Origin of the sequence: Streptomyces sp. NPDC046860, from assembly GCF_040645115.1 — a bacterium.
In the GTDB taxonomy this organism is placed as follows: domain Bacteria; phylum Actinomycetota; class Actinomycetes; order Streptomycetales; family Streptomycetaceae; genus Streptomyces.
On record NZ_JBEYXQ010000004.1, the window covers coordinates 343,411 to 365,176 of the forward strand.

Here is a 21,766-nt window from a genome sequence, read left to right on the forward strand (position 1 = left end):
ACCCGCCCACCGCCTCCGTGAACGCCCCCGGGGCCGCCCGGTGGACGGGACCAGGACCACCGCGTACACCCGCCGCTCACCTCGCCGGAGGGCGGACCGCGGAGGGCGACACGGCGAAGCCCGGTGTCGTGAGGGGGCGTCCTCACGGCACCGGGCTTCGGCGGGGTGTCACCGGTCAGGCGGTCGGGACCTTCTCCGGGTCCTCCGTGGCCGGGACCTCCGAGGGGGCCCGCTTCGCCGTCATCGACTGCTTGACGAAGGCGATGATCAGGACGACCGCGGCCACCATCAGGGACAGCAGGACCGTCTCGCGGCCGTCGTGCTCCGTGTCGGTCAGCATGTAGCCGAGGACGAAGACGATCAGGGCGGCCGTGGCCCAGGTGAGGTACGGGTACAGCCACATCTTCACGACGAGCTTCTCCGGAGCCTCCCGCTGGATGATCTTCCGCATCCGCAGCTGCGAGAAGCAGATGACCAGCCACACGAAGAGCGCGACCGCGCCGCTGGAGTTCACCAGGAACAGGAAGACCGAGTCGGGGAACTTGTAGTTGAAGAACACCGCGACGAAGCCGAACAGCACCGAGGCCAGGATGGCCGCCATCGGCACACCGCGGGAGTTGGTCTTCGCGAACGCCTTGGGCGCGTCGCCGCGCTCACCGAGCGAGAAGGCCATGCGGGACGCGGTGTACAGGCCCGAGTTCAGGCAGGACAGCACCGAGGTCAGCACGATGAAGTTCATGATCTCGCCGGCGTGGGCGATACCGAGGGAGTTCAGCGCGGCGACGTAGGAACCGTCGGACTTGATCGACGGGTCGTTCCACGGCAGCAGCGAGACCACGACGAGGATCGAGCCCAGGTAGAACACCGCGATGCGCCAGATGATGCTGTTGGTCGACTTGGTGACCGCGCGCTGCGGGTTCTCCGACTCGCCGGCCGCCAGCGTGGCGATCTCGCTGCCCATGAAGGAGAAGACGACCAGCAGCACACCGGTGAGGATCGCGCCCGGACCGTGCGGGAGGAAGCCGCCGTGGGCGGTGAGGTTGCCCAGTCCGGCCTTGTCGGTGTCGGCACCCGGCAGCACACCGAAGATCGCCAGCGCGCCGACCACGATGAACGCGCCGATCGCCACGACCTTGATCCCGGCGAACCAGAACTCGAACTCGCCGTACGACCCGACCGAGACCAGGTTGGTGGCCGTGAGCACCAGCATCACGATCAGCGCCCAGCCCCACTGCGGGACGGCCGGTATCCAGCCTTCGAGGATCTTCGCGCCGGCCGTCGCCTCGACGGCGAGCACCACCACCCAGAAGAACCAGTACAGCCAGCCGATGGAGAAGCCGGCCCAGCGGCCCAGCGCGCGGTCGGCGTGCGCCGAGAAGGAGCCGGAGGTCGGATTCGCCGCGGACATCTCGCCCAGCATCCGCATCACGAGGACGACGAGGGTGCCGACGAGGGCGTAGGACAGCAGGATGCCGGGGCCCGCGGTGGCGATACCCGTGCTGGAGCCGACGAAAAGGCCGGCACCGATCACACCACCGATGGCGATCATCGACAGGTGACGGTTCTTGAGACCTGCTTGCAGCCCGGAACCTTGGGTCATGGACGGAATTCCTTTGCGCCAGGTGGAGCGATTCCCGAACGAACGGCGAAGCAGTCGTACGTCGTCGTACGGGCCCTCGCACGAGCGGTGTACGAGGCGGTCCAGTGAATCTGAGGGGAACGAATTCGGGAACCTCTGAATCCGGATTGTTACTTGAGGTTTCCTTGAGGTTCTATGGCCCGTCTCACATTTCCCCTGTCGAACCCGGAGCTGCTGCCCCGAATCGGGCGTGACACACTCGGTGCATGCGCGTGTACCTCGGCTCCGACCATGCGGGCTACGAACTCAAGAACCACCTCGTCGAGTGGCTGAAGGCGGCTGGGCACGAGCCCGTCGACTGCGGGCCGCACATCTACGACGCCCAGGACGACTACCCGCCCTTCTGCCTCCGGGCGGCCGAGCGCACGGTGGCCGACCCCGGCTCCCTCGGCGTCGTCATCGGCGGCTCCGGCAACGGCGAGCAGATCGCCGCGAACAAGGTCAAGGGGGTGCGTGCCGTCCTCGCCTGGAGCGAGGCGACCGCCGCGCTCGGCCGTGAGCACAACGACGCCAACGTCATCTCCGTCGGCGCCCGGCAGCACACCGAGGACGAGGCGACCAAGTTCGTCGAGATCTTCCTGAACACCCCGTTCACCGGCGAGGAGCGCCACGCCCGCCGCATCGAGATGCTGGCGCGGTACGAGGAGACCGGCGACCTCCCGCCCGTCCCGGCGCACCACCCCCAGCAGTAACACCGCCCCGCCCCCGCCGTCCCGCACGGCGGGGGCCCCGCGGTACCGGACCCCAGGAAGGACGCCCGGCCTTGCCAGAAGGGCACACGATCCACCGGCTGGCGCGCGACTACGCCGAGCGCTTCCTCGGCACCGCCCCGCTGGTGACCAGCCCCCAGGGCAAGTTCACCGACGCCGCCGAGCTGCTCAGCGGCGCCGAGCTGAGGGCCACCGACGCCCACGGCAAGCACCTCTTCCTCGGCTTCCGCGACAGCGACTGGGTCCACATCCACCTCGGACTGTTCGGCAAGGTCGCCTTCGGCCCGGCCCCCGCGCCACCGCCCGCCGACACCGTCCGGCTCCGCCTGGCCAACGACACCGCGTACGTCGACCTGCGCGGCCCGACCACCTGCGCGCTGATCACCGACACCGAGAAGCGGGCCGTCCACGACCGCCTCGGCCCCGACCCCCTGCGCCCCGACGCCGACCCGGGCGCCGCACACGAACGGATCAGGCGCAGCCGCACCTCCGTCGCCGCGCTGCTCATGGACCAGAAGACCATCGCCGGCGTCGGCAACGTCTACCGCGCCGAGGTCCTCTTCCGGCACGGCATCGACCCCTACCGCGCCGGCCGCGACATCACCCCGGCCGAGTGGGACGCGATCTGGGCCGACCTCGTGGCGCTGATGCGCGAGGGCGTGCGCGACAACCGCATCGACACCGTCCGCCCCGAGCACACCCCCGAGGCGATGGGCCGCCCGGCCCGCGTCGACGACCACGGCGGCGAGGTCTACGTCTACCGCCGCACCGGAATGCCCTGCCACGTCTGCGGCACCGAGGTCCGCACCGCGGATCTGGCCGCCCGCAACCTCTTCTGGTGTCCCGGCTGTCAGACCCGCTGACCGCCGTCCCGCCCGGGCCCGCCGGCCCCGTGCGCCCCGCACGCATCCATGAACCGGTCGTGCGCCCCGTTCAGTTGTCCCGGGCCCCCGTTCCGGGACCGGACGACGTGGGAAATTTCGCCCTGGTGGCAGCGCGACGGCCCGCGGTGCCGTTCACTGTGTAGTCGGACCGCATGGTCGGAACACGAAGTGGAGCCCCGCACGGGGGACAAGTGGGACCTCCCGTGCCATGCGGCCGGCTGGATGGATAGGGTCCCGAACTGATGGCAGCAGGACGAGAACGGCGCGCGAAGGCCGAGACGTTCACGGCCCGGTGGAAGATGCAGTGGCACCGGGTCCGCGTCGCGCTGCGCAGAAGCGCGGTCGACTACTTCCGCGGCGACGGCCCCGACTGGATCGCCCTGGTCGGTCTGCTCCTCACCATTCCCGCCCTCATGGCCCTCACACTGGCCAACTCCGTCTGGTGCTCCCCGGCCACCCTCGTGATCCCCATCGTCGCCGGCGGACTGCTGCTGCGCCCCGCCAGCCTGCTCGGCCTGTACGCGGCCGCCGCCACCGCCCTCATCGTGGAGTCGGTGCGGCTCGGCCCGTACACCGAGGGACCCTCGCGAGTCACCCCCGGCGTCGTGCTGGTCGTCGCGGCCTGCGGCGCCTTCGGACTGCTGACCGCGCAGTTCCGCAGCCGGGTCGGCGTGCCCTGGCGGCGCGGCGGCACCATGCTCTTCGACCTGCGCGAGCGCATCCGCGCCCAGAGCGAACTGCCCAAGCTGCCCCGGGGCTGGCACCAGGAGATGGCGCTGCGCCCGGCGGGCGGCCAGTCCTTCTCCGGCGACTTCGTCGTCGCCGCCCGCACCAACGGCGGCCGCACCCTGGAGGTCGTCCTCACCGACGTCTCCGGCAAGGGCATGGACGCCGGTTCCCGTGCCCTGCTGCTGTCCGGCGCCTTCGGCGGCCTGCTCGGCTCGCTCCCCCCGCACGCCTTCCTGCCGGCCGCCAACGGCTATCTGCTCCGCCAGGACTGGGACGAGGGCTTCGCCACCTCCATCCACCTGGTGCTCGATCTCGACTCCGGCGACTACGAGTTGTACTCCGCGGGCCATCCGCCGGGCCTCCAGCTCAGCGCGGGCACCGGCCGCTGGGAGGAGAAGGCCGCCGAGGGCCCGCTCCTCGGGGTCTACGACGGCGGCCAGTTCGACTCCATGAAGGGCACCCTGCGGCCCGGGGACGTGCTCATGCTCTTCACCGACGGCCTGGTGGAGGCGTCCGACCGGGACATGGTCGAGGGCATCGACCGCCTCACCGGCGAGGCCGACCGCTATGTCGCGGGCGGCTTCCACGGCGCCGCCTGGCACCTCATCGAAGCCGTCGCCAAGGACGTCAACGACGACCGCGCACTGCTGCTGATCTGCCGCGAGGCCTCCGCACCCGTCCGCTGAACTCCGCCTGGAACACTGGGGCGATGACACCGGACCCGCTCACCCTGGCCCAGATCGAGGACCTCGCGCGCGGCGCCCACGCCGGGCAGACCGACAAGGCCGGCCGCCCCTACGCCGAACACCTCGCCGCCGTCGCCGAGGGGGTACGCGCACGCGGCGGGGACGAGGAGCAGATCGCTGCGGCGTGGCTGCACGACGCCGTCGAGGACGACGCCCTCAGCGAGGAGTGGCTGGCCGGGGCCGCCCTCACCCCGCGCACCAAGGCCATCGTGCTCGCCCTGACCAAGCGTCCCGGCGAGCCGCCCGAGGAGTACGCGCGCCGCATCCTCGCCACCCCGGGCGCCGCACTGGTCAAGCGGTCCGACCTCGCGCACAACGCCGACCCGGACCGGCTGGCCGTCCTCGACGAGGCGACCCGGAAACGACTGACCGAGAAGTACACGCGGATGCGTGCGCTTCTCGGTCAGGACCGCCCCGCCTAGCCGGCGCCTCAGACGGAGGACTTCTCCAGCTGCCGCTGCTGCTGGGGCTGCGGCTGTTGCTGCTGCTGCCGCGCGCGGGCCAGCGCGGCGGCGTCCTGCTTGAACGCCCACTCCATCCTGGGCTCCATCGCGAACCGGAAGATCCGCTGGAACGGGGTCGTGCACAGCACGGTGACGGTGGCGCCCGCGAGCGCGGTCACGGCGATCTCGCCGAGCGGGCCGTGCAGCCGGGGGTTGTCGAGCCAGCCGTGGAAGGTGGCGAACTTGATCACGAAGCCGTGCAGCAGGTAGCCGTACATCGTGCCGCGGCCCAGCGCGGTGAACCAGGTCCGGCGGCTCGGCACCCAGGCGAAGAAGCAGGCCGTCAGCACCACCGCGCCGCCGAACAGCGCGAGCGTCATGAGCGGGCCGGTCCACCAGGGCGCGCCCAGGTTCTGCGCGGCGCTCTCCCGGTAGAACCAGTTGTCGTCCATGCGCGGGGCCGCCCACCAGCCCACCACGAGCGCCGCGGCGAAGACCGGCACCGAGACGATCCGCAGCCACGGGCGGCGCAGCGCCTCGAAGTGCTCGGGCTTCATGCACAGACCCAGGACGAAGCAGGGCATGAACTGCAGCACCCGGCCCAGGGCGAAGCCGCCGCCCGCCACGGGGGAGAGCGAACCGATCATGGCGATGGCGAGCGCGACGGGCAGCGGGTTGCGCACGAGCTTCCACAGGGGGCTGGTCAGCCGCCAGACGAACAGCGCGCACAGGAACCACATCAGGTACCAGGGCGAGACCAGGTCGAACGGGTCACCGGTGTGGCCGACGTAGTGCCGGAAGAGCGAGTAGGCCGTCTGGAACACCAGATACGGCACGAGGACACCGGTGACCAGCCGCTTCAGCCGGTCCGGGCGCATGTCGAAACTGCGCGAGAAGTAGCCGGAGATGATGATGAAGGCCGGCATGTGGAAGGTGTAGACGACGTCGTACAGACCTTCGAGGACGCGGCTGTCGCCCTTGATCGGCGCCCATGAGTGCCCCATCGCGACGAGCACGATCGCCAGGAACTTCGCGTTGTCGAAGAACGAGTCGCGTTGCTTGGCCGGCTTCCCGGACTCGGCCTCCCGTGCGTCCGCGCTGGGCGGGACACGAGGTGTCGGTGCCACGGCGTCCGGCTGGGCTGCCGGTGACGCGGGCGCGCGGGTCTGGCCGGGGGACGGGGAGGCTTCAAACATCTCAGGCACCCTAGCGTCGAGCGTGGGAGTCCGTAAAACCATCCAGGTCACTCCCGTTTATCGGCTCCGGATACCCACTTATTCGCACAACTTGCCTGCCGGTACCGCGTGATCGCGGCCACATCGAGAGCGGTTTTGTGCCCCTTGATGTCGTGATTCATCCATGCGAATGAGGTCATAGTCCGTCAGCGCGCGCCCAATTCGAATTACACGCGGCAATGATGTGTGGGTATGGAAATGATGTTGGGCAATTCCCGTCGCCGTCAGTGCGGATGAGGCGCCGAATTGCCGGGGGTGCCGCCGGCCCCGCCCGTCCGGTTCACCGACGATGTGTCACGAGCCGCATACAGAGGGCTGGTTGGTGGCACGATGGTTCTGGCGGAGGTGTGCTGCACGGTGCCTCCAGGCCGGGAGAGCGAACCGACCGAGGGTGTGATCAGTTGTGGCCATTTCACTGTCCGTGGTGCTGCTGTTGGCGATCATCCTGGTGGTGCTGATGCGAGGAGGGAACATCAAGGCGGGTCCCGCCATCGTGGCGATCCTCTTCGGCTTCTTCCTCGCCTCCACCGGGATGGCGCCCTCCATCAGCCGCTTCCTGAACTCGATAGCGGACATGGTCAACTCGATCAGGTTCTGACGGAGTCCGGGGGCGGCCGGAGAACGGCTCAGGGGCCCGGCCGCCGAGACGGCGACCGGGCCCCTGAGTCATACGGAGCGGGCGACGGGAATCGAACCCGCGTAGCTAGTTTGGAAGACTAGGGCTCTACCATTGAGCTACGCCCGCGAGGGCGCACCGCGCGTCGGTGACGGCGGCACATCAGGCATCGTAGCGGGTCCCCCGGCGTGCGGGCGAACGTGGTGGCGTCACGGGATGCCCCCGGCGCGCCACAGGCGCGTCACACAGTGCCGCGCGCGACGCGCGGACGCGCCCGGCCGGGGCATGTACCCTACGACTCGCACCAGACGGGGTGTGGCGCAGCTTGGTAGCGCGTCCGCTTTGGGAGCGGAAGGCCGTGGGTTCAAATCCCGCCACCCCGACCACTGCCTCACGGTGTCGTGATGATCGCCTTTTGGGGCGCTGACCGCCTGCGGTTACTATGCAGGTTGCGCGCCCGTGTGTCCGGCCTCATGGCCTGCTACTCCCTCCGGGCGGCTATCCGCCGGTGCCTTCTGGCTCCGGCAGAACCCAAGAAGTCAGCCACAAGGAGACCGAACCGTGAAGAGCGCCGTGGAGACCCTGAACCCGACTCGGGTTCGGCTCACTGTCGAGGTGCCCTTCGAGGAGCTCAAGGACAGCCTCGACGCGGCGTACCAGAAGATCAACCAGCAGGTCACGGTGAAGGGCTTCCGCAAGGGCAAGATCCCGGCCCGGGTCATCGACCAGCGGTTCGGTCGCGGTGCGGTGCTCGAAGAGGCCGTCAACGACGCGCTCCCGAAGTTCTACACCGAGGCGGTCAACGAGGCCGAGCTGACCCCGCTGGGCCAGCCCGAGGTCGACATCACCGAGCTGAAGGACGGCGAGACGCTGAACTTCACCGCCGAGGTCGACATCCGCCCGACCCTGGAGATCCCGGACTACTCCGGCATCGAGGTCGAGGTCGACGCCATCGAGGTCACCGACGAGGACATCGAGAAGTCGGTCGAGCAGCTCCGTGAGCGCTTCGCCTCCACCTCCCCGGTCGAGCGTGCCGCCGAGGACGGCGACGTCGTGACGATCGACCTCGAGGCCAAGGTCGACGGCGAGGTCCTCGAGGACGGCGTCGCCAGCGGCGTCTCCTACACCATCGGCTCCGGCGAGCTGCTCGACGGCATCGACGACGCCGTCAAGGGCCTGTCCGCCGGTGAGGAGGCCACCTTCACCTCCGAGCTGAAGGGCGGCTCCGCCGCCGGCCGCGAGGCCGAGGTGACCGTCAAGGTCACCCAGGTCGCCGCCCGTGAACTGCCCGCCCTGGACGACGACTTCGCGCAGCTCGCCTCCGAGTTCGACACCCTGGACGAGCTCAAGGCCGACAGCACCAAGCGTCTGGCCAGCATGAAGCAGTACGACCAGGCCACCCAGGCCCAGGAGCGCGTGCTCGACAAGCTCCTCGAGCTGGTCGAGGTCCCCGTCCCCGAGAAGCTCCTCGAGGACGAGGTCAACACCCGCAAGCACAACCTGGAGCACCACCAGCTCGGCCAGATGGGTCTGACCCTCGACAAGTACCTGGAGATCCAGGGCAAGACCGCCGAGGAGTTCGACACCGAGACCCGCGACGCCGCGGTCAAGGGCATCAAGACCCAGTTCGTCCTGGACGAGCTGGTGAAGAAGGAGAACCTGGGCGTCAACCAGGAGGAGCTCACCGAGCACCTCATGCGCCGCGCCGCCTCCTCCGGCATGTCCCCCGACCAGTTCGCCCAGGCCGTCGTCGAGGGTGGCCAGGTGCCGCTCCTCGTCGGTGAGGTCGCCCGCGGCAAGGCCCTGGCCGTCGTGGTCGAGGCCGCCACGGTGAAGGACACCAACGGCGAGGTCGTCGACCTGGACGACGAGGACGAGGAGACCACGGAGGCCGCCGAGGCCACCGAGGCCGCCGACGAGAAGACCGAGGGCTGAGCCCGAAGTACGTCCGTTTGACAGCAGGCCCCCGGAAGCGAGTCTTCCGGGGGCCTGCTGCATTCCGGCTGAGAGTGCCGCTGTCCTGGGGGCGCGGGGAACTGCGCGACAGGCCACAAGGCACCCGCACCCCGAACACGACAGCCACCACGCACCCCGAACCGCCCCCGCCCCACCGCGGAGCACTACGCCCCCGGCGAACACCTGCTTCCACGGGATTCACCCGGGGGACCAGAGCGTTAGGGTCCATGAATACGAGGGGCAGGGGAGCCTACGAGCGCCCCCCGCCAAGCCCCGGCAGGACGACGTGAGACGGCCCGGCGCCGTCGTTAAGACGAGCAGGTGGATACGTGACGAATCTGATGCCTACCGCCGCCGGCGAGCCCTCCATCGGTGGTGGCCTCGGTGACCAGGTCTACAACCGGCTGCTGGGTGAGCGGATCATCTTCCTCGGCCAGCAGGTCGACGACGACATCGCCAACAAGATCACCGCACAGCTGCTCCTCCTCGCGGCCGACCCCGAGAAGGACATCTACCTCTACATCAACAGCCCCGGCGGCTCGGTGACGGCCGGCATGGCGATCTACGACACCATGCAGTACATCCCGAACGACGTGGTCACGATCGCCATGGGCATGGCGGCCTCGATGGGCCAGTTCCTGCTCACCGGCGGCGCCGCCGGCAAGCGCTTCGCGCTGCCGCACGCGGACATCATGATGCACCAGGGCTCCGCGGGCCTCGGCGGTACGGTCTCGGACATCAAGATCCAGGCCGAGTACCTGCTGCGCACCAAGAAGCGCATGTCCGAGCTGACCGCCCAGCACTCCGGCCAGACCGTGGAGGCGATCATCCGCGACGGTGACCGCGACCGCTGGTTCACCCCGGAGGAGGCCAAGGAGTACGGTCTCATCGACGAGATCATCACGCACGCCTCGGGTGTCCCGGGAGGCGGCGGCACCGGCGCCTGACCGGCCCGGCCGCACCACGCACGCACGCCACCGACAGCTCCCAGAACGCCACCAGGACGGTGAACACCCCATGAACGACTTCCCCGGCGCCGCCAGCGGCATGTACGAGGGCCCCCGCCCCGACAGCCGTTACATCATCCCGCGCTTCGTCGAGCGCACCTCTCAGGGCGTCCGCGAGTACGACCCGTACGCGAAGCTCTTCGAGGAGCGCGTGATCTTCCTGGGCGTCCAGATCGACGACGCCTCCGCCAACGACGTCATGGCGCAGCTGCTGTGCCTGGAGTCGATGGACCCCGACCGGGACATCTCGATCTACATCAACAGCCCCGGTGGTGACATGACGGCCCTGACGGCCATCTACGACACCATGCAGTTCGTGAAGCCCGACATCCAGACGGTGTGCATGGGCCAGGCCGCCTCGGCCGCGGCCATCCTGCTCGCCGCGGGCACCCCCGGCAAGCGCATGGCGCTGCCGAACTCGCGCGTGCTGATCCACCAGCCGGCGGGCTCCACCGGCCGCGGTCAGCTCTCCGACCTGGAGATCATCGCCAAGGAGTTCACCCGGATGCGTGAGCAGCTGGAGGACATGCTGGCGAAGCACTCCAACCAGCCGCTGGACAAGATCCGCGAGGACATCGAGCGCGACAAGATCCTCACGGCCGAGGAAGCGCTCCAGTACGGCCTGGTCGACCAGATCATCTCCACCCGCAAGATGAACAACGAAGCGGTCCGCTGACCGCGGTTGCGCACTTCCGGGTCCGCTTGGCAGGGTGCACGTCAAAGTGAACCCTGCCAAGGGGGGCCCGAACACGGGGCCCGGCAAGGTACCGTCGACATAAGGCAGCACCAGGAGTCGTTGGACCTCATCAGTGTCCAGTCGTCTCCCAGGCGAAGGGGAAGCACACCGTGGCACGCATCGGTGACGGCGGCGATCTGCTCAAGTGCTCGTTCTGCGGCAAGAGCCAGAAGCAGGTCAAGAAGCTCATCGCAGGTCCCGGTGTGTACATCTGCGACGAATGCATCGATCTCTGCAACGAGATCATCGAGGAAGAGCTCGCCGAGACCAGCGAGGTGCGCTGGGAGGAACTCCCCAAGCCCCGCGAGATCTACGAGTTCCTCGAGAGCTACGTGGTCGGCCAGGAAGCGGCCAAGAAGGCTCTCTCCGTCGCGGTGTACAACCACTACAAGCGGGTCCAGGCCGGCGAGAACGGCGGCGGCCAAGGCCGCGAGGACGCCATCGAGTTGGCCAAGTCCAACATCCTCCTGCTCGGCCCCACGGGCTCCGGCAAGACCCTGCTGGCACAGACCCTGGCCCGCATGCTCAACGTCCCCTTCGCCATCGCGGACGCCACCGCGCTCACCGAGGCGGGATACGTCGGCGAGGACGTCGAGAACATCCTGCTGAAGCTCATCCAGGCCGCCGACTACGACGTCAAGAAGGCCGAGACGGGCATCATCTACATCGACGAGATCGACAAGGTCGCCCGCAAGAGCGAGAACCCGTCGATCACCCGCGATGTCAGCGGCGAGGGCGTCCAGCAGGCCCTGCTGAAGATCCTGGAGGGCACCACCGCCTCGGTGCCGCCGCAGGGCGGACGCAAGCACCCGCACCAGGAGTTCATCCAGATCGACACGACGAACGTGCTGTTCATCGTGGGCGGTGCCTTCTCCGGCCTGGAGAAGATCATCGAGTCGCGGGCCGGCGCGAAGGGCATCGGCTTCGGCGCCACCATCCGCTCCAAGCGCGAGCTGGCGTCCAAGGACATCTTCGAGGACATCATGCCCGAGGACCTGGTGAAGTTCGGGATGATCCCCGAGTTCATCGGCCGTCTCCCGGTCATCACCTCGGTGCACAACCTCGACCGCGAGGCCCTGCTGAAGATCCTGGTCGAGCCGCGCAACGCGCTGGTCAAGCAGTACCAGCGCCTCTTCGAACTCGACGGTGTGGAGCTGGACTTCGAGCGCGAGGCGCTGGAGGCCATCGCCGACCAGGCCATCCTCCGCCAGACCGGCGCGCGCGGCCTGCGCGCCATCATGGAGGAGGTGCTGATGTCGGTGATGTACGAGGTGCCCTCCCGCAAGGACGTGGCCCGCGTCGTCATCACCGCCGACGTCGTCCACTCCAACGTCAACCCGACCCTGATCCCGAGGGACTCCCGGGGCCGGGGCCAGGGCGAGCAGAAGACCGCCTGACCCCGTCGCACGCGTCGTACGCGAGAGGGCCCCGGCCGACCGGCCGGGGCCCTCTCGCGTGTGCGCCGCTCAGGCCTTGACCCGCACCGCCGCGCGGAACTTGGCGGTCAGCTCGGCGTCCGCCGCCGGGTCGCTGGTGCGGCCCGCGGCCAGGGTGGCGATGTCCATCGGCATCACGAACCCGACCGTGCTGTGGTCGCCCCACACGCAGAAGGAGAACGTCATCTCCTTCGGCACGCCCTCACCGCTGCCCGACGTATCGCCCTTGGCCTGCTGGCACTTGAGGATCGCGTCCCCGAGCGCCTCCGGCTCGTAGCGCTTCGGCTCGCCGATCAGCGTGTACTTGTGCTCGGCGTCCTTGCTGCTCTGGTCCTTCATGTAGGCGAAGAGCGCGTCGACCGTCTTCTCCGGGTCGGCGATCGTGCCGTACACCCCGGCGAACTCGATCACCTTCTTGCTCAGCGGGTTGTCCACGTCGCCGGCCGCGTACTCGGCGCTGACGTCCTTCGGGTCGCTGACCCCCCAGGTCTCGGCGTCCTTCAGGTCGTCCTCGGTCATCGCGCCGTTGCCGCTCTTGCCCTTCTTGTACTCCGAGAGCACCGTCGAGGGCGCGACCAGCTTGTGCGGGCCGTCGTCGGCGACGTCCCCGCCGCTGCCGCTGGTCAGGAAGTAGACGCCGACCGCCACCGCGGCGACCACGGCCACCGCGCCGATGATCAGGGCGTTCCGCCTGCCGCCCGCCCGGCCCTGTACCGGGGGCTGCGGGGCGCCGTAGGAGGCGGGGGCGCCGTACGGGGGCTGCTGCTGCCCGTAGGGGTTCTGCTGGGGCTGGGCGTAGGGACCCGGCTGCGGGGGCACGCCCTGCTGCTGCGGGTACCCGTAGGGGGCGCCGGGCGGGGCCGGGGGAGCGGGCGGGGGCGGCGGGGACTGCGGGTAGCCGTAGCCGGGCTGCGGCGCCTGCGGAGGCCGGCCGTAGGGTCCGGGAGTGCCGTAGGGGCCCGGCTGGGCCGGGGGCTGCTGCCCGTACGGGCCGGGCTGACCAGCCTGACCGTAAGGACCCGGCTGCGGGGGCGGTCCGCCGTACGGGCCCGGCTGGTTGCTGCTCATGGCTGGGTTCCCCTCCAGATGTTCAGGTGTTGCCGCCATCCTTGCCCAGCGCCCGGGGGCGGGTGGCACCGGGGGCCGCACCGTTACAGAACAAACGCGTTTCGGGAGCACCCCGGGGCACCTCTAAACTGACCCCCGTGACCGAGAACGCTCAGCAGCAGCCATCAGCGCCCGAGACCGAACTGCCGACCCAGTACGCGCCGGCCGACGTAGAGGGGCCGCTGTACGAGCGCTGGGTGGAGCGGGGCTACTTCGAGGCCGACGAGAAGAGCGACAAGCCGCCCTTCACCGTCGTCATCCCCCCGCCCAACGTCACCGGCAGCCTCCACCTGGGCCACGCCTTCGAGCACACGATCATCGACGCCCTCACCCGCCGCAAGCGCATGCAGGGCTTCGAGACGCTGTGGCAGCCCGGCATGGACCACGCGGGCATCGCCACCCAGAACGTCGTCGAGCGCGAGCTCGCCAAGGAGGGCAAGTCCCGCCACGACCTCGGCCGCGACGCGTTCATCGAGCGCGTCTGGCAGTGGAAGGGCGAGTCCGGCGGCCAGATCTCCGGCCAGATGCGCCGCCTCGGCGACGGCGTCGCCTGGTCCCGCGAGCGCTTCACCATGGACGAGGGCCTCTCCCAGGCCGTCCAGACCATCTTCAAGCGGCTCTACGACGACGAGCTGATCTACCGCGCCGAGCGCATCATCAACTGGTGCCCGCGCTGCCTCACCGCGATCTCCGACATCGAGGTCGAGTACCAGGACGACGACGGCGAGCTCGTCTCCATGACGTACGGCGAGGGCGACGAGACGATCGTCGTCGCCACCACCCGCGCCGAGACGATGCTCGGTGACACGGCCGTCGCCGTCCACCCCGACGACGAGCGCTACAAGCACCTGGTCGGCAAGCTCATCAAGCTGCCGCTGACCGACCGCTCCATCCCGGTCGTCGCCGACGAGCACGTCGACCCCGAGTTCGGCACCGGCGCCGTCAAGGTGACTCCCGCGCACGACCCGAACGACTTCGAGATCGGCCAGCGGCACGACCTGCCGTCCATCACCGTCATGGACGAGCACGCCGTCATCACGGCCCACGGCCCCTTCCAGGGCCTGGACCGCCTGGAGGCCCGCTCCGCCATCGTCGCCGCCTTGCGCGCCGAGGGCCGGATCGTCGCCGAGAAGCGCCCCTACGTCCACTCCGTCGGCCACTGCTCGCGCTGCAAGACCACCATCGAGCCGCGCCTGTCCATGCAGTGGTGGGTCAAGGTCGGCCCGCTCGCCAAGGCCGCCGGTGACGCGGTCCGCGACGGCAAGGTCAAGATCCACCCGCAGGAGATGGAGAAGCGGTACTTCGACTGGGTCGACAACCTCCACGACTGGTGCATCTCACGGCAGTTGTGGTGGGGCCACCGCATCCCGGTCTGGTACGGCCCCGACGGCGAGGTCGTCTGCGTCGGCCCGGACGAGGAGCCCCCGGCCGGCGAGGGCTGGCACCAGGACACCGACGTCCTCGACACCTGGTTCTCCTCCGGCCTGTGGCCCTTCTCCACGATGGGCTGGCCCGAGCAGACCGAGTCGCTCGCGAAGTTCTACCCGAACTCCGTCCTGGTCACCGGCTACGACATCCTCTTCTTCTGGGTCGCCCGGATGATGATGTTCGGCCTGTACGCGATGGACGGCACCCCGCCGTTCCACACCATCGCCCTGCACGGCATGGTCCGCGACCAGTTCGGCAAGAAGATGTCCAAGTCCTTCGGCAACGCGGTCAACCCGCTGGACTGGATGGACAAGTACGGCTCCGACGCGCTCCGGTTCACCCTCGCGCGCGGCGCCAACCCCGGCGTCGACGTGCCGATCGGCGAGGACTGGGTCCAGGGCTCGCGCAACTTCGCCAACAAGATCTGGAACGCCACCCGCTTCGCGCTGATGAACGGCGCGACGGTCGAGGGCCCGCTGCCGGACGCCTCGCGGATGTCGGCGACCGACCGCTGGATCCTCTCCCGCCTCAACTCCGTCGTGGCCGAGGTCGACGCGCACTACGAGGACTACCAGTTCGCCAAGCTCTCCGACGCCCTCTTCCACTTCGCGTGGGACGAGGTCTTCGACTGGTACGTCGAGCTGTCCAAGACGACGTTCCAGGCGGGCGGCGAGGCGGCCGAGGTCTCCAAGCGGGTCCTGGGCGAGGTCCTCGACGTCACGCTCAAGCTGCTGCACCCGGTGGTTCCGTTCGTCACGGAGACGCTGTGGACGACGCTGACGGGCGGGGAGTCGCTGGTCATCGCCGAGTGGCCCTCCGACTCCGGGTTCCGTGACGCTTCGGCCGAGCGGGAGATCGAGTCGCTCCAGTCGGTCATCACCGAGGTCCGCCGCTTCCGCGCCGACCAGGGTCTCCAGCCGGGCCAGCGGGTGCCTGCGCGGCTCACGCTGACGGGTACGGCGCTGGCCCCGCACGAGGCCGCGATCCGCCAGCTCCTCCGTCTCCAGCCGGAGGGCGATTCCTTCACGGCCACGGCCACGCTGCCCGTGGCGGGGGCGGAAGTGGCGCTCGACCTCTCCGGGACGATCGACGTCGCGGCGGAGCGCAAGCGACTCGCGAAGGACTTGGCCGCCGCTGAGAAGGAGAAGGCCGCCGCCACGGCCAAGCTCGGCAACGAGGCGTTCCTCGCGAAGGCCCCGGACGCGGTCGTCGACAAGATCCGCGGCCGCCTGGCCAAGTCCGAGGAAGACATGCGTCGCCTCCAGTCCCAGCTGGACCGGTTGCCGCAGGCGTAACCGAATTCAGACAGCCCCCGGTGTCCACGCGACGCCGGGGGCTGTCGTCTGCCCGCGGCGCCGCGGGGGTGCCGCCGCGCCCACCCAGGGGCGCGGGGAACTGCGCGACAAGCCACGACGGGCCCGCCGCCGGACCACCACGCGCAAGACACCGCCCCCTCCGTAGACTGGGCGATGTGAGCGACTCGCCCGGTAACAACGACACGCCCGACCCCCTCGACCCCTTCGACGAGATCATCGCCGAGGAGACGGACCGCGACCCCGACCTCGCCGTGATCGAGGCGGGCAGCCGCACCCTGCGCACCCAGGGCGGCCCGCCGGAGGCCGACGTACCGGCCCGCCCCGAGGACCCCGAGGTGGACCGCGCCCTGCGCGAGGTGGAGACCGAGCTGGCCACCCGCTGGGGCGAGACCAAGCTGGAGCCCTCCGTCACCCGGATCGCCGCCCTGATGGACGTACTGGGCGACCCCCAGCGCACGTACCCCTCCATCCACATCACCGGCACCAACGGCAAGACCTCCACCGCCCGCATGATCGAGGCCCTGCTCGGCGCCTTCGAGCTGCGCACCGGCCGCTACACCAGCCCGCACGTGCAGTCGGTGACCGAGCGCATCAGCCTGGACGGCGCCCCGATCAGCGCCGAGCGGTTCATCGAGACGTACGAGGACATCAAGCCGTACATCGGGATGGTCGACACCGCCCAGGAGCACCGGCTGTCCTTCTTCGAGGTGCTCACCGGCATGGCGTACGCCGCCTTCGCGGACGCGCCCGTGGACGTCGCCGTCGTCGAGGTCGGCATGGGCGGCAGCTGGGACGCGACCAACGTGATCGACGGCGATGTCGCCGTGGTCATGCCGATCTCGCTGGACCACACCGACCGCCTGGGCGGGACGCCGGAGCTGATCGCCACCGAGAAGGCCGGCATCATCAAGCCGGACTCGACCGTGATCATGGCCCAGCAGCCGGTCGACGCCGCGCAGGTGCTGCTGAAGAAGGCCGTCGAGGAGAACGCCACCGTGGCCCGCGAGGGCATGGAGTTCGGCGTGGTGGACCGCCAGATCGCCGTCGGCGGCCAGCTGCTCACCCTGCGCGGGCTCGGCGGCGAGTACCCCGAGGTCTACCTCCCGCTGCACGGCGCCCACCAGGCGCACAACGCGGCCGTCGCCCTCGCCGCCGTCGAGGCGTTCTTCGGCGTCGGTGCCGAGCGCGCCGAGCCGCTGGACATCGACACCGTGCGCAAGGCGTTCGCCGCCGTCTCCTCGCCGGGCCGGCTGGAGATCGTCCGCCGTTCCCCGACCGTCGTGCTGGACGCGGCCCACAACCCGGCCGGCGCGGAGGCCACCGCCGAGGCGGTGCGGGAGTCGTTCGACTTCAGCCGCCTGATCGGTGTGGTCGGCGCGAGCGCGGACAAGAACGTGCGCGGAGTGCTGGAGGCATTCGAGCCGATCTTCGCCGAGGTCGTCGTCACGCAGAACTCCAGCCACCGGGCGATGGACGCGGACGAACTGGCCGGCATCGCCGTCGAGGTGTTCGGCGAGGACCGGGTCCAGGTCGAGCCCCGGCTGCCGGAGGCGCTGGAGGCGGCGATCACCCTGGCCGAGGAGGAGGGCGAGTTCACCGGCGGCGGTGTGCTGGTCACCGGTTCGGTCATCACGGTGGGCGAGGCCCGCCTGCTGCTTCGGAAGGGCTGAGGTAAACCGCTCGTGCGTACGCTCTGTTCATCGACGCTGATCGGCGAGTTCTTCGTCATCGGGTTCGCCGGTCTGGTCGCCATGAAGGACCCCTCGCTGGCCATGTCCACGGTGTGGTGGGTCTGCGGGGTCGCCATGGTGCTCTCCGTGCTGCTGTGCGGCGTGGTCACGCGGCCGGGCGGCATCGTCCTCGGCTGGGCACTCCAGCTCGCCCTGATCGCCTCGGGCTTCTTCGTGCCGATGATGTACTTCATGGGCGCGGTGTTCGCGGCCCTGTGGTGGGCGTCGGTCCACTTCGGCCGCAAGATCGACGAGGCCAGGGCCCGCTTCGCGGCGGCCGCCGAGGCCGGGTCATCCCCCAGGGCTGACGCTGCGTGACGAGGGTGTGGACACGCCCTGTAACCTCGTGCCACCGCACGTCAGTCGTAAGGAGCCTTCCGTGACCCAGCGCACCCTCGTCCTGCTCAAGCCCGACGCCGTCCGTCGTGGCCTGGTCGGCGAGATCATCGGCCGTATCGAGCGCAAGGCCGACTGGCGTATCGCCGCGCTGGAGCTGCGGAACCTGGACCGGGGCACGCTGGAGCAGCACTACGGCGAGCACGAGGGCAAGCCCTTCTACGAGCCGCTGGTGCAGTTCATGTCCTCCGGCCCGGTCGTCGCCATGATCGTCGAGGGTGAGCGGGTCATCGAGGGCGTGCGGCAGCTCGCCGGCCCGACCGACCCGATCGCCGCGGCCCCCGGCTCCATCCGGGGCGACTTCGGTGTCATCGTGCGCGAGAACCTGATCCACGCCTCGGACTCGGAGGAATCCGCCGAGCGCGAGGTGAAGATTTTCTTTCCGGGCCGTGACTGACCGGTGCGGTGCGGGCCCGTCCGGGCCACGCCGTAAGGAGTTTTAGGGAATTTTTTCTGAGGGTCCGTCAGCGCTCTCGGATATCCCGCCGCCGGACGGCCGTACCATTTCGGCCGTCCCTCGGCATATGCGTCGGCGTTCGGGGGAACGCGTGCCCCCGATGGACCGTCTCCACAAGCGAGGCGCCGCGCCATCTGCTGACAATTGGCGAAGACCCTCGCGCGGTGTTCGTGCAGGCGCGTCTACGATGGAAGCCTTCACGTCACCGCACCCACCTCGCCGACCTGAAAAGCCCTCAAAAGCTCCCAGGGAAGGCCCGTCGAATCCTGATGGGGAACTCAATGTCGTTCATCGGCCGTGACATGGCTGTCGACCTCGGGACCGCCAACACGCTGGTGTACGTCAGGGGTCGCGGGATCGTACTCAACGAGCCGTCCGTCGTGGCGATCAACACCAACACCGGTGGCATCCTCGCGGTCGGCGCCGAAGCGAAGAAGATGATCGGCCGCACGCCCGGCAACATCGTGGCCGTGCGACCGCTGAAGGACGGCGTGATCGCCGACTTCGAGATCACCGAGCGGATGCTCCGCTACTTCATCCTGAAGATCCACAAGCGGCGGTATCTGGCCCGGCCTCGGGTCGTCGTCTGTGTCCCCTCGGGCATCACAGGCGTCGAGCGTCGCGCCGTCATCGAGGCATCCTCCCAGGCGGGCGCCCGCCAGGTGCACATCATCGAGGAGCCCATGGCCGCGGCCATCGGCTCCGGCCTGCCGGTCCACGAGGCCACGGGCAACATGGTGGTGGACATCGGCGGCGGCACCACGGAGGTCGCGGTCATCTCCCTCGGCGGCATCGTCACCGCCCAGTCCATCCGCGTCGCGGGTGACGAACTGGACAACGCGATCATCCAGTACATCAAGAAGGAGTACAGCCTTCTCCTGGGTGAGCGGACGGCCGAACAGATCAAGATCACGATCGGTTCGGCGTACGACCTCGACTCCGACGAGCACACCGAAGTCCGCGGCCGGGACCTGGTGTCCGGGCTGCCCAAGACCGTCGTCATCTCCGCGGCGGAGGTGCGCAAGGCGATCGAGGAACCGGTCAACGCGATCGTCGACGCCGTGAAGACGACCCTGGACAAGTGCCCGCCGGAGCTGTCCGGCGACATCATGGACCGGGGCATCGTGCTGACCGGCGGCGGCGCCCTGCTGCGCGGCCTCGACGAGCGGCTGCGCCACGAGACCGGCATGCCGATCCACATCGCCGAGGACCCGCTCGACAGCGTCGCGCTCGGTTCCGGCAAGTGCGTCGAGGAGTTCGAGGCACTGCAGCAGGTGCTCGACGCCCAGCCGCGCAGATGACACAACACTTCGATTCCGCCGTACGAGACGTTCTGCTCTCGTGCGGCGGATCGTTGATATAGAGGCACAAGCTCCCCCAACGGACCCCTTCGCATCGCGCACGGCAACGGCGCTTCTCAGGGGTCCCCGAATTCCTATAGAGGAAGGGCACGGCCGCCGCACGTGAGGGACACGAAAGAGAGCCGGCTGCTCCTGGTCCTGCTGATCGCCATCGCGTTCGCACTGATCACGGTGGACATCCGCGGAGGCCGGAACTCCCCGGTCGACGGTGCCCGGCAGGCCGCGGCCGCGGCCTTCGGCCCGATCGAGAACGGACTGTCCTCGGCGGTGGACCCGGTCGGCAACGCCGTCTCCGCCGTCCGGGACTCCGGAAGCCGCCATGACCGGCTCGCCGTCATGGAGAAGGAGAACGCGGCGCTCAAGGCCAAGCTCGGCAGCGACGACCGCAACCGCAGCCGCCTGGGCCAGCTCGACCGGATGCTGAAGGTGGCCGGGCAGGGGCAGTACGGCATCAAGGGCGCCCAGGTCATCGCCATAGGAGCGGCCCAGGGCTTCTCCTGGACCATCACCATCGACGCCGGCGCCGACGACGGCATCCGGCGCGACATGACCGTGCTCAACGGCGACGGCCTGGTCGGCCGCGTCACCACGGTCGGCCCCGACACCGCCACCGTGCTGCTCGCCAACGACCCCGACTTCACCGTCGGCACCCGTATGGAGGGCAACGACGAGCTCGGCTTCGCCTCCGGGCAGGGCGACCGCCCGCTGCGCGTGGAACTCCTCAACGGCAAGGCCGAGGTGAAGAAGGGCGACCGGCTCGTCACCTTCGGCTCGCAGGCCGACAAGCCGTTCGTGCCCGGCGTCCCGGTCGGCGTGGTCTCCCGCGTCGACCCGTCCGGCGGCGGCCTGACCCGCACCCTCTACGTCACGCCGTACGTCGGCTTCAGCAAGCTCGACATCGTCGGCGTGGTCGTCGCGGGACCGAAGAAGGACCCGCGCGACGAGGTCCTGCCGGCCAAGCCCAAGCCGGTTCCCACGCCCACGGTGACCGTCACGGTCACCCCCTCGGCGGACGGCTCCGCGCCGGACGACGCCGACACCGACGGCCAGCAGCAGTAGGAGCTGAACCCCCATGCGCCTCAACCGCGTCCTGCTCTCCACCGTGCTGGTCGTCGTCGCCCTGGTGATCCAGGTGAGTGTCCTCGCCCGCCTCCACCTGCCCGGTGCCGTGCCCGACCTGCTCCTGCTCACGGTCCTCGGCCTCGCCCTGGTGTACGGCCATGTCGGCGGCGCCCTCGTCGGCTTCGGCGCCGGACTCCTCGCCGACCTCGCGCCGCCCGCCGACCACGCGGCCGGCCGCTACGCCCTCGTGCTGTGCGTCATCGGCTACTTCGCCGGGCTGGTCAAGCCCGAGACCGGCCGGCTGAAGTCGGCGACCGGCCCGATGGCCGTCGTGGTCGCCGCCGCGATCGGCTCCACCCTGCTCTACGCGGGCGTCGGCGCCCTGGTCGGCGACACCGCCGCCCGCCATGTCGGCCTGCCCGGCCTGCTGTTCTCGGCCGCGCTGTACGACCTGCTGCTGGCCCCGTTCGTGGTGCCCGGCGTGATGTGGCTGGCCCGCCGCGCGGACAACGACCCGCTGGCCGAGTCGGGCCCGGCGTCCAAGGCCGGGAACATCTCCTCCGGCTGGCTCTCCTCCGGCACCGGCCTGCGCCTCGGCTCCCAGCGCGGCTTCGGCGCGCTGAAGGCCAAGGCCCGCACCCGTTCGGCCCGCGTCGGCCGCATCAAGGGGGTCAAGCGGCTGTGACCGCCCACGGATTCACCCGTACGAGGAGGAAACGGCGGAACCCGCCCGGTTCTGCCGCCCGTTCATCCTGCGTACGCGCACACCAGT

General features: G+C 69.6%; 19 protein-coding genes and 2 tRNA genes. 17 read left to right on the forward strand and 4 right to left on the reverse strand.

Annotation, left to right across the window (positions count from 1 at the left end; all coding sequences use genetic code 11):
* Positions 1–175: 175 nt before the first annotated feature.
* Positions 176–1,600 carry an amino acid permease gene (locus ABZ898_RS09065; RefSeq protein ID WP_361654607.1) on the reverse strand — a complete coding sequence of 475 codons (1,425 nt, stop codon included), beginning with the start codon at positions 1,598–1,600 and terminating at the stop codon, positions 176–178.
* A gap of 245 nt (positions 1,601–1,845) precedes the next feature.
* Between ABZ898_RS09065 and ABZ898_RS09070 the strand changes: the two genes are divergently transcribed.
* The 4 genes from ABZ898_RS09070 to ABZ898_RS09085 all read left to right on the forward strand — a co-directional run bounded on the left by ABZ898_RS09070 (position 1,846) and on the right by ABZ898_RS09085 (position 5,130).
* Positions 1,846–2,331, forward strand: coding sequence for a ribose-5-phosphate isomerase (locus ABZ898_RS09070; protein ID WP_361654610.1), 486 nt, complete (start codon positions 1,846–1,848; stop codon positions 2,329–2,331).
* Positions 2,332–2,402: 71 nt separating this feature from the next.
* Positions 2,403–3,212, forward strand: a complete 810-nt coding sequence (locus ABZ898_RS09075; protein WP_361654613.1) for a DNA-formamidopyrimidine glycosylase family protein — start codon at positions 2,403–2,405, stop codon at positions 3,210–3,212.
* Positions 3,213–3,475: 263 nt separating this feature from the next.
* On the forward strand, positions 3,476–4,648 hold the full coding sequence (locus tag ABZ898_RS09080) for a PP2C family protein-serine/threonine phosphatase (RefSeq protein ID WP_361654616.1): 1,173 nt from the start codon (positions 3,476–3,478) through the stop codon (positions 4,646–4,648).
* A 23-nt stretch (positions 4,649–4,671) separates the two neighbouring features.
* On the forward strand, positions 4,672–5,130 hold the full coding sequence (locus ABZ898_RS09085; RefSeq protein ID WP_361654618.1) for an HD domain-containing protein: 459 nt from the start codon (positions 4,672–4,674) through the stop codon (positions 5,128–5,130).
* Between the two features lie 8 nt (positions 5,131–5,138).
* On the opposite strand, the gene ABZ898_RS09090 is transcribed toward ABZ898_RS09085, so the two are convergent.
* Positions 5,139–6,347, reverse strand: a complete 1,209-nt coding sequence (locus tag ABZ898_RS09090) for an acyltransferase family protein (RefSeq protein WP_361654620.1) — start codon at positions 6,345–6,347, stop codon at positions 5,139–5,141.
* Positions 6,348–6,789: 442 nt separating this feature from the next.
* On the opposite strand from ABZ898_RS09090, the gene ABZ898_RS09095 reads away from it, so the two are divergent.
* Positions 6,790–6,984 carry a hypothetical protein gene (locus ABZ898_RS09095; RefSeq protein ID WP_361654622.1) on the forward strand — a complete coding sequence of 65 codons (195 nt, stop codon included), beginning with the start codon at positions 6,790–6,792 and terminating at the stop codon, positions 6,982–6,984.
* Positions 6,985–7,060: 76 nt separating this feature from the next.
* Here ABZ898_RS09095 and ABZ898_RS09100 read toward each other — a convergent pair.
* Positions 7,061–7,131: transfer RNA gene (locus ABZ898_RS09100), tRNA-Gly, on the reverse strand.
* Positions 7,132–7,311: 180 nt separating this feature from the next.
* Between ABZ898_RS09100 and ABZ898_RS09105 the strand changes: the two genes are divergently transcribed.
* The 5 genes from ABZ898_RS09105 (at position 7,312) to clpX (ending at position 12,098) form a co-directional block, all read left to right on the forward strand.
* Positions 7,312–7,388 (forward strand) — tRNA-Pro (locus ABZ898_RS09105).
* A gap of 175 nt (positions 7,389–7,563) precedes the next feature.
* A complete protein-coding gene (gene tig, locus ABZ898_RS09110; RefSeq protein ID WP_361654625.1) occupies positions 7,564–8,937 on the forward strand; it encodes a trigger factor in 1,374 nt (457 codons plus the stop codon).
* Positions 8,938–9,299: 362 nt separating this feature from the next.
* Positions 9,300–9,905 carry an ATP-dependent Clp protease proteolytic subunit gene (locus tag ABZ898_RS09115; protein ID WP_031182283.1) on the forward strand — a complete coding sequence of 202 codons (606 nt, stop codon included), beginning with the start codon at positions 9,300–9,302 and terminating at the stop codon, positions 9,903–9,905.
* A 70-nt stretch (positions 9,906–9,975) separates the two neighbouring features.
* A complete protein-coding gene (locus tag ABZ898_RS09120; RefSeq protein ID WP_161189721.1) occupies positions 9,976–10,641 on the forward strand; it encodes an ATP-dependent Clp protease proteolytic subunit in 666 nt (221 codons plus the stop codon).
* A gap of 170 nt (positions 10,642–10,811) precedes the next feature.
* Entirely contained in the window at positions 10,812–12,098 is a 1,287-nt protein-coding gene (gene clpX, locus ABZ898_RS09125; RefSeq protein WP_361654628.1) for an ATP-dependent Clp protease ATP-binding subunit ClpX, read from the forward strand.
* Positions 12,099–12,167: 69 nt separating this feature from the next.
* On the opposite strand, the gene ABZ898_RS09130 is transcribed toward clpX, so the two are convergent.
* Positions 12,168–13,205 carry a hypothetical protein gene (locus tag ABZ898_RS09130; RefSeq protein WP_361654631.1) on the reverse strand — a complete coding sequence of 346 codons (1,038 nt, stop codon included), beginning with the start codon at positions 13,203–13,205 and terminating at the stop codon, positions 12,168–12,170.
* A gap of 137 nt (positions 13,206–13,342) precedes the next feature.
* On the opposite strand from ABZ898_RS09130, the gene ABZ898_RS09135 reads away from it, so the two are divergent.
* From ABZ898_RS09135 to mreD, 7 genes are all read left to right on the forward strand, one after another.
* Positions 13,343–15,967, forward strand: coding sequence for a valine--tRNA ligase (locus ABZ898_RS09135; RefSeq protein ID WP_361654633.1), 2,625 nt, complete (start codon positions 13,343–13,345; stop codon positions 15,965–15,967).
* Between the two features lie 176 nt (positions 15,968–16,143).
* Positions 16,144–17,658: a folylpolyglutamate synthase/dihydrofolate synthase family protein gene (locus ABZ898_RS09140; protein ID WP_361654636.1), complete on the forward strand. Its 1,515-nt coding sequence runs from the start codon at positions 16,144–16,146 to the stop codon at positions 17,656–17,658.
* 12 nt (positions 17,659–17,670) lie between these two features.
* Positions 17,671–18,036, forward strand: a complete 366-nt coding sequence (locus ABZ898_RS09145) for a DUF4233 domain-containing protein (protein ID WP_361654638.1) — start codon at positions 17,671–17,673, stop codon at positions 18,034–18,036.
* Positions 18,037–18,097: 61 nt separating this feature from the next.
* A complete protein-coding gene (gene ndk, locus ABZ898_RS09150; RefSeq protein ID WP_361654640.1) occupies positions 18,098–18,511 on the forward strand; it encodes a nucleoside-diphosphate kinase in 414 nt (137 codons plus the stop codon).
* A 341-nt stretch (positions 18,512–18,852) separates the two neighbouring features.
* Positions 18,853–19,872 carry a rod shape-determining protein gene (locus tag ABZ898_RS09155; protein WP_361654642.1) on the forward strand — a complete coding sequence of 340 codons (1,020 nt, stop codon included), beginning with the start codon at positions 18,853–18,855 and terminating at the stop codon, positions 19,870–19,872.
* Between the two features lie 162 nt (positions 19,873–20,034).
* Positions 20,035–20,991, forward strand: coding sequence for a rod shape-determining protein MreC (gene mreC, locus ABZ898_RS09160; protein WP_361654645.1), 957 nt, complete (start codon positions 20,035–20,037; stop codon positions 20,989–20,991).
* Between the two features lie 13 nt (positions 20,992–21,004).
* Positions 21,005–21,679, forward strand: coding sequence for a rod shape-determining protein MreD (gene mreD / locus ABZ898_RS09165; protein ID WP_361654648.1), 675 nt, complete (start codon positions 21,005–21,007; stop codon positions 21,677–21,679).
* Positions 21,680–21,766 lie beyond the last annotated feature (87 nt).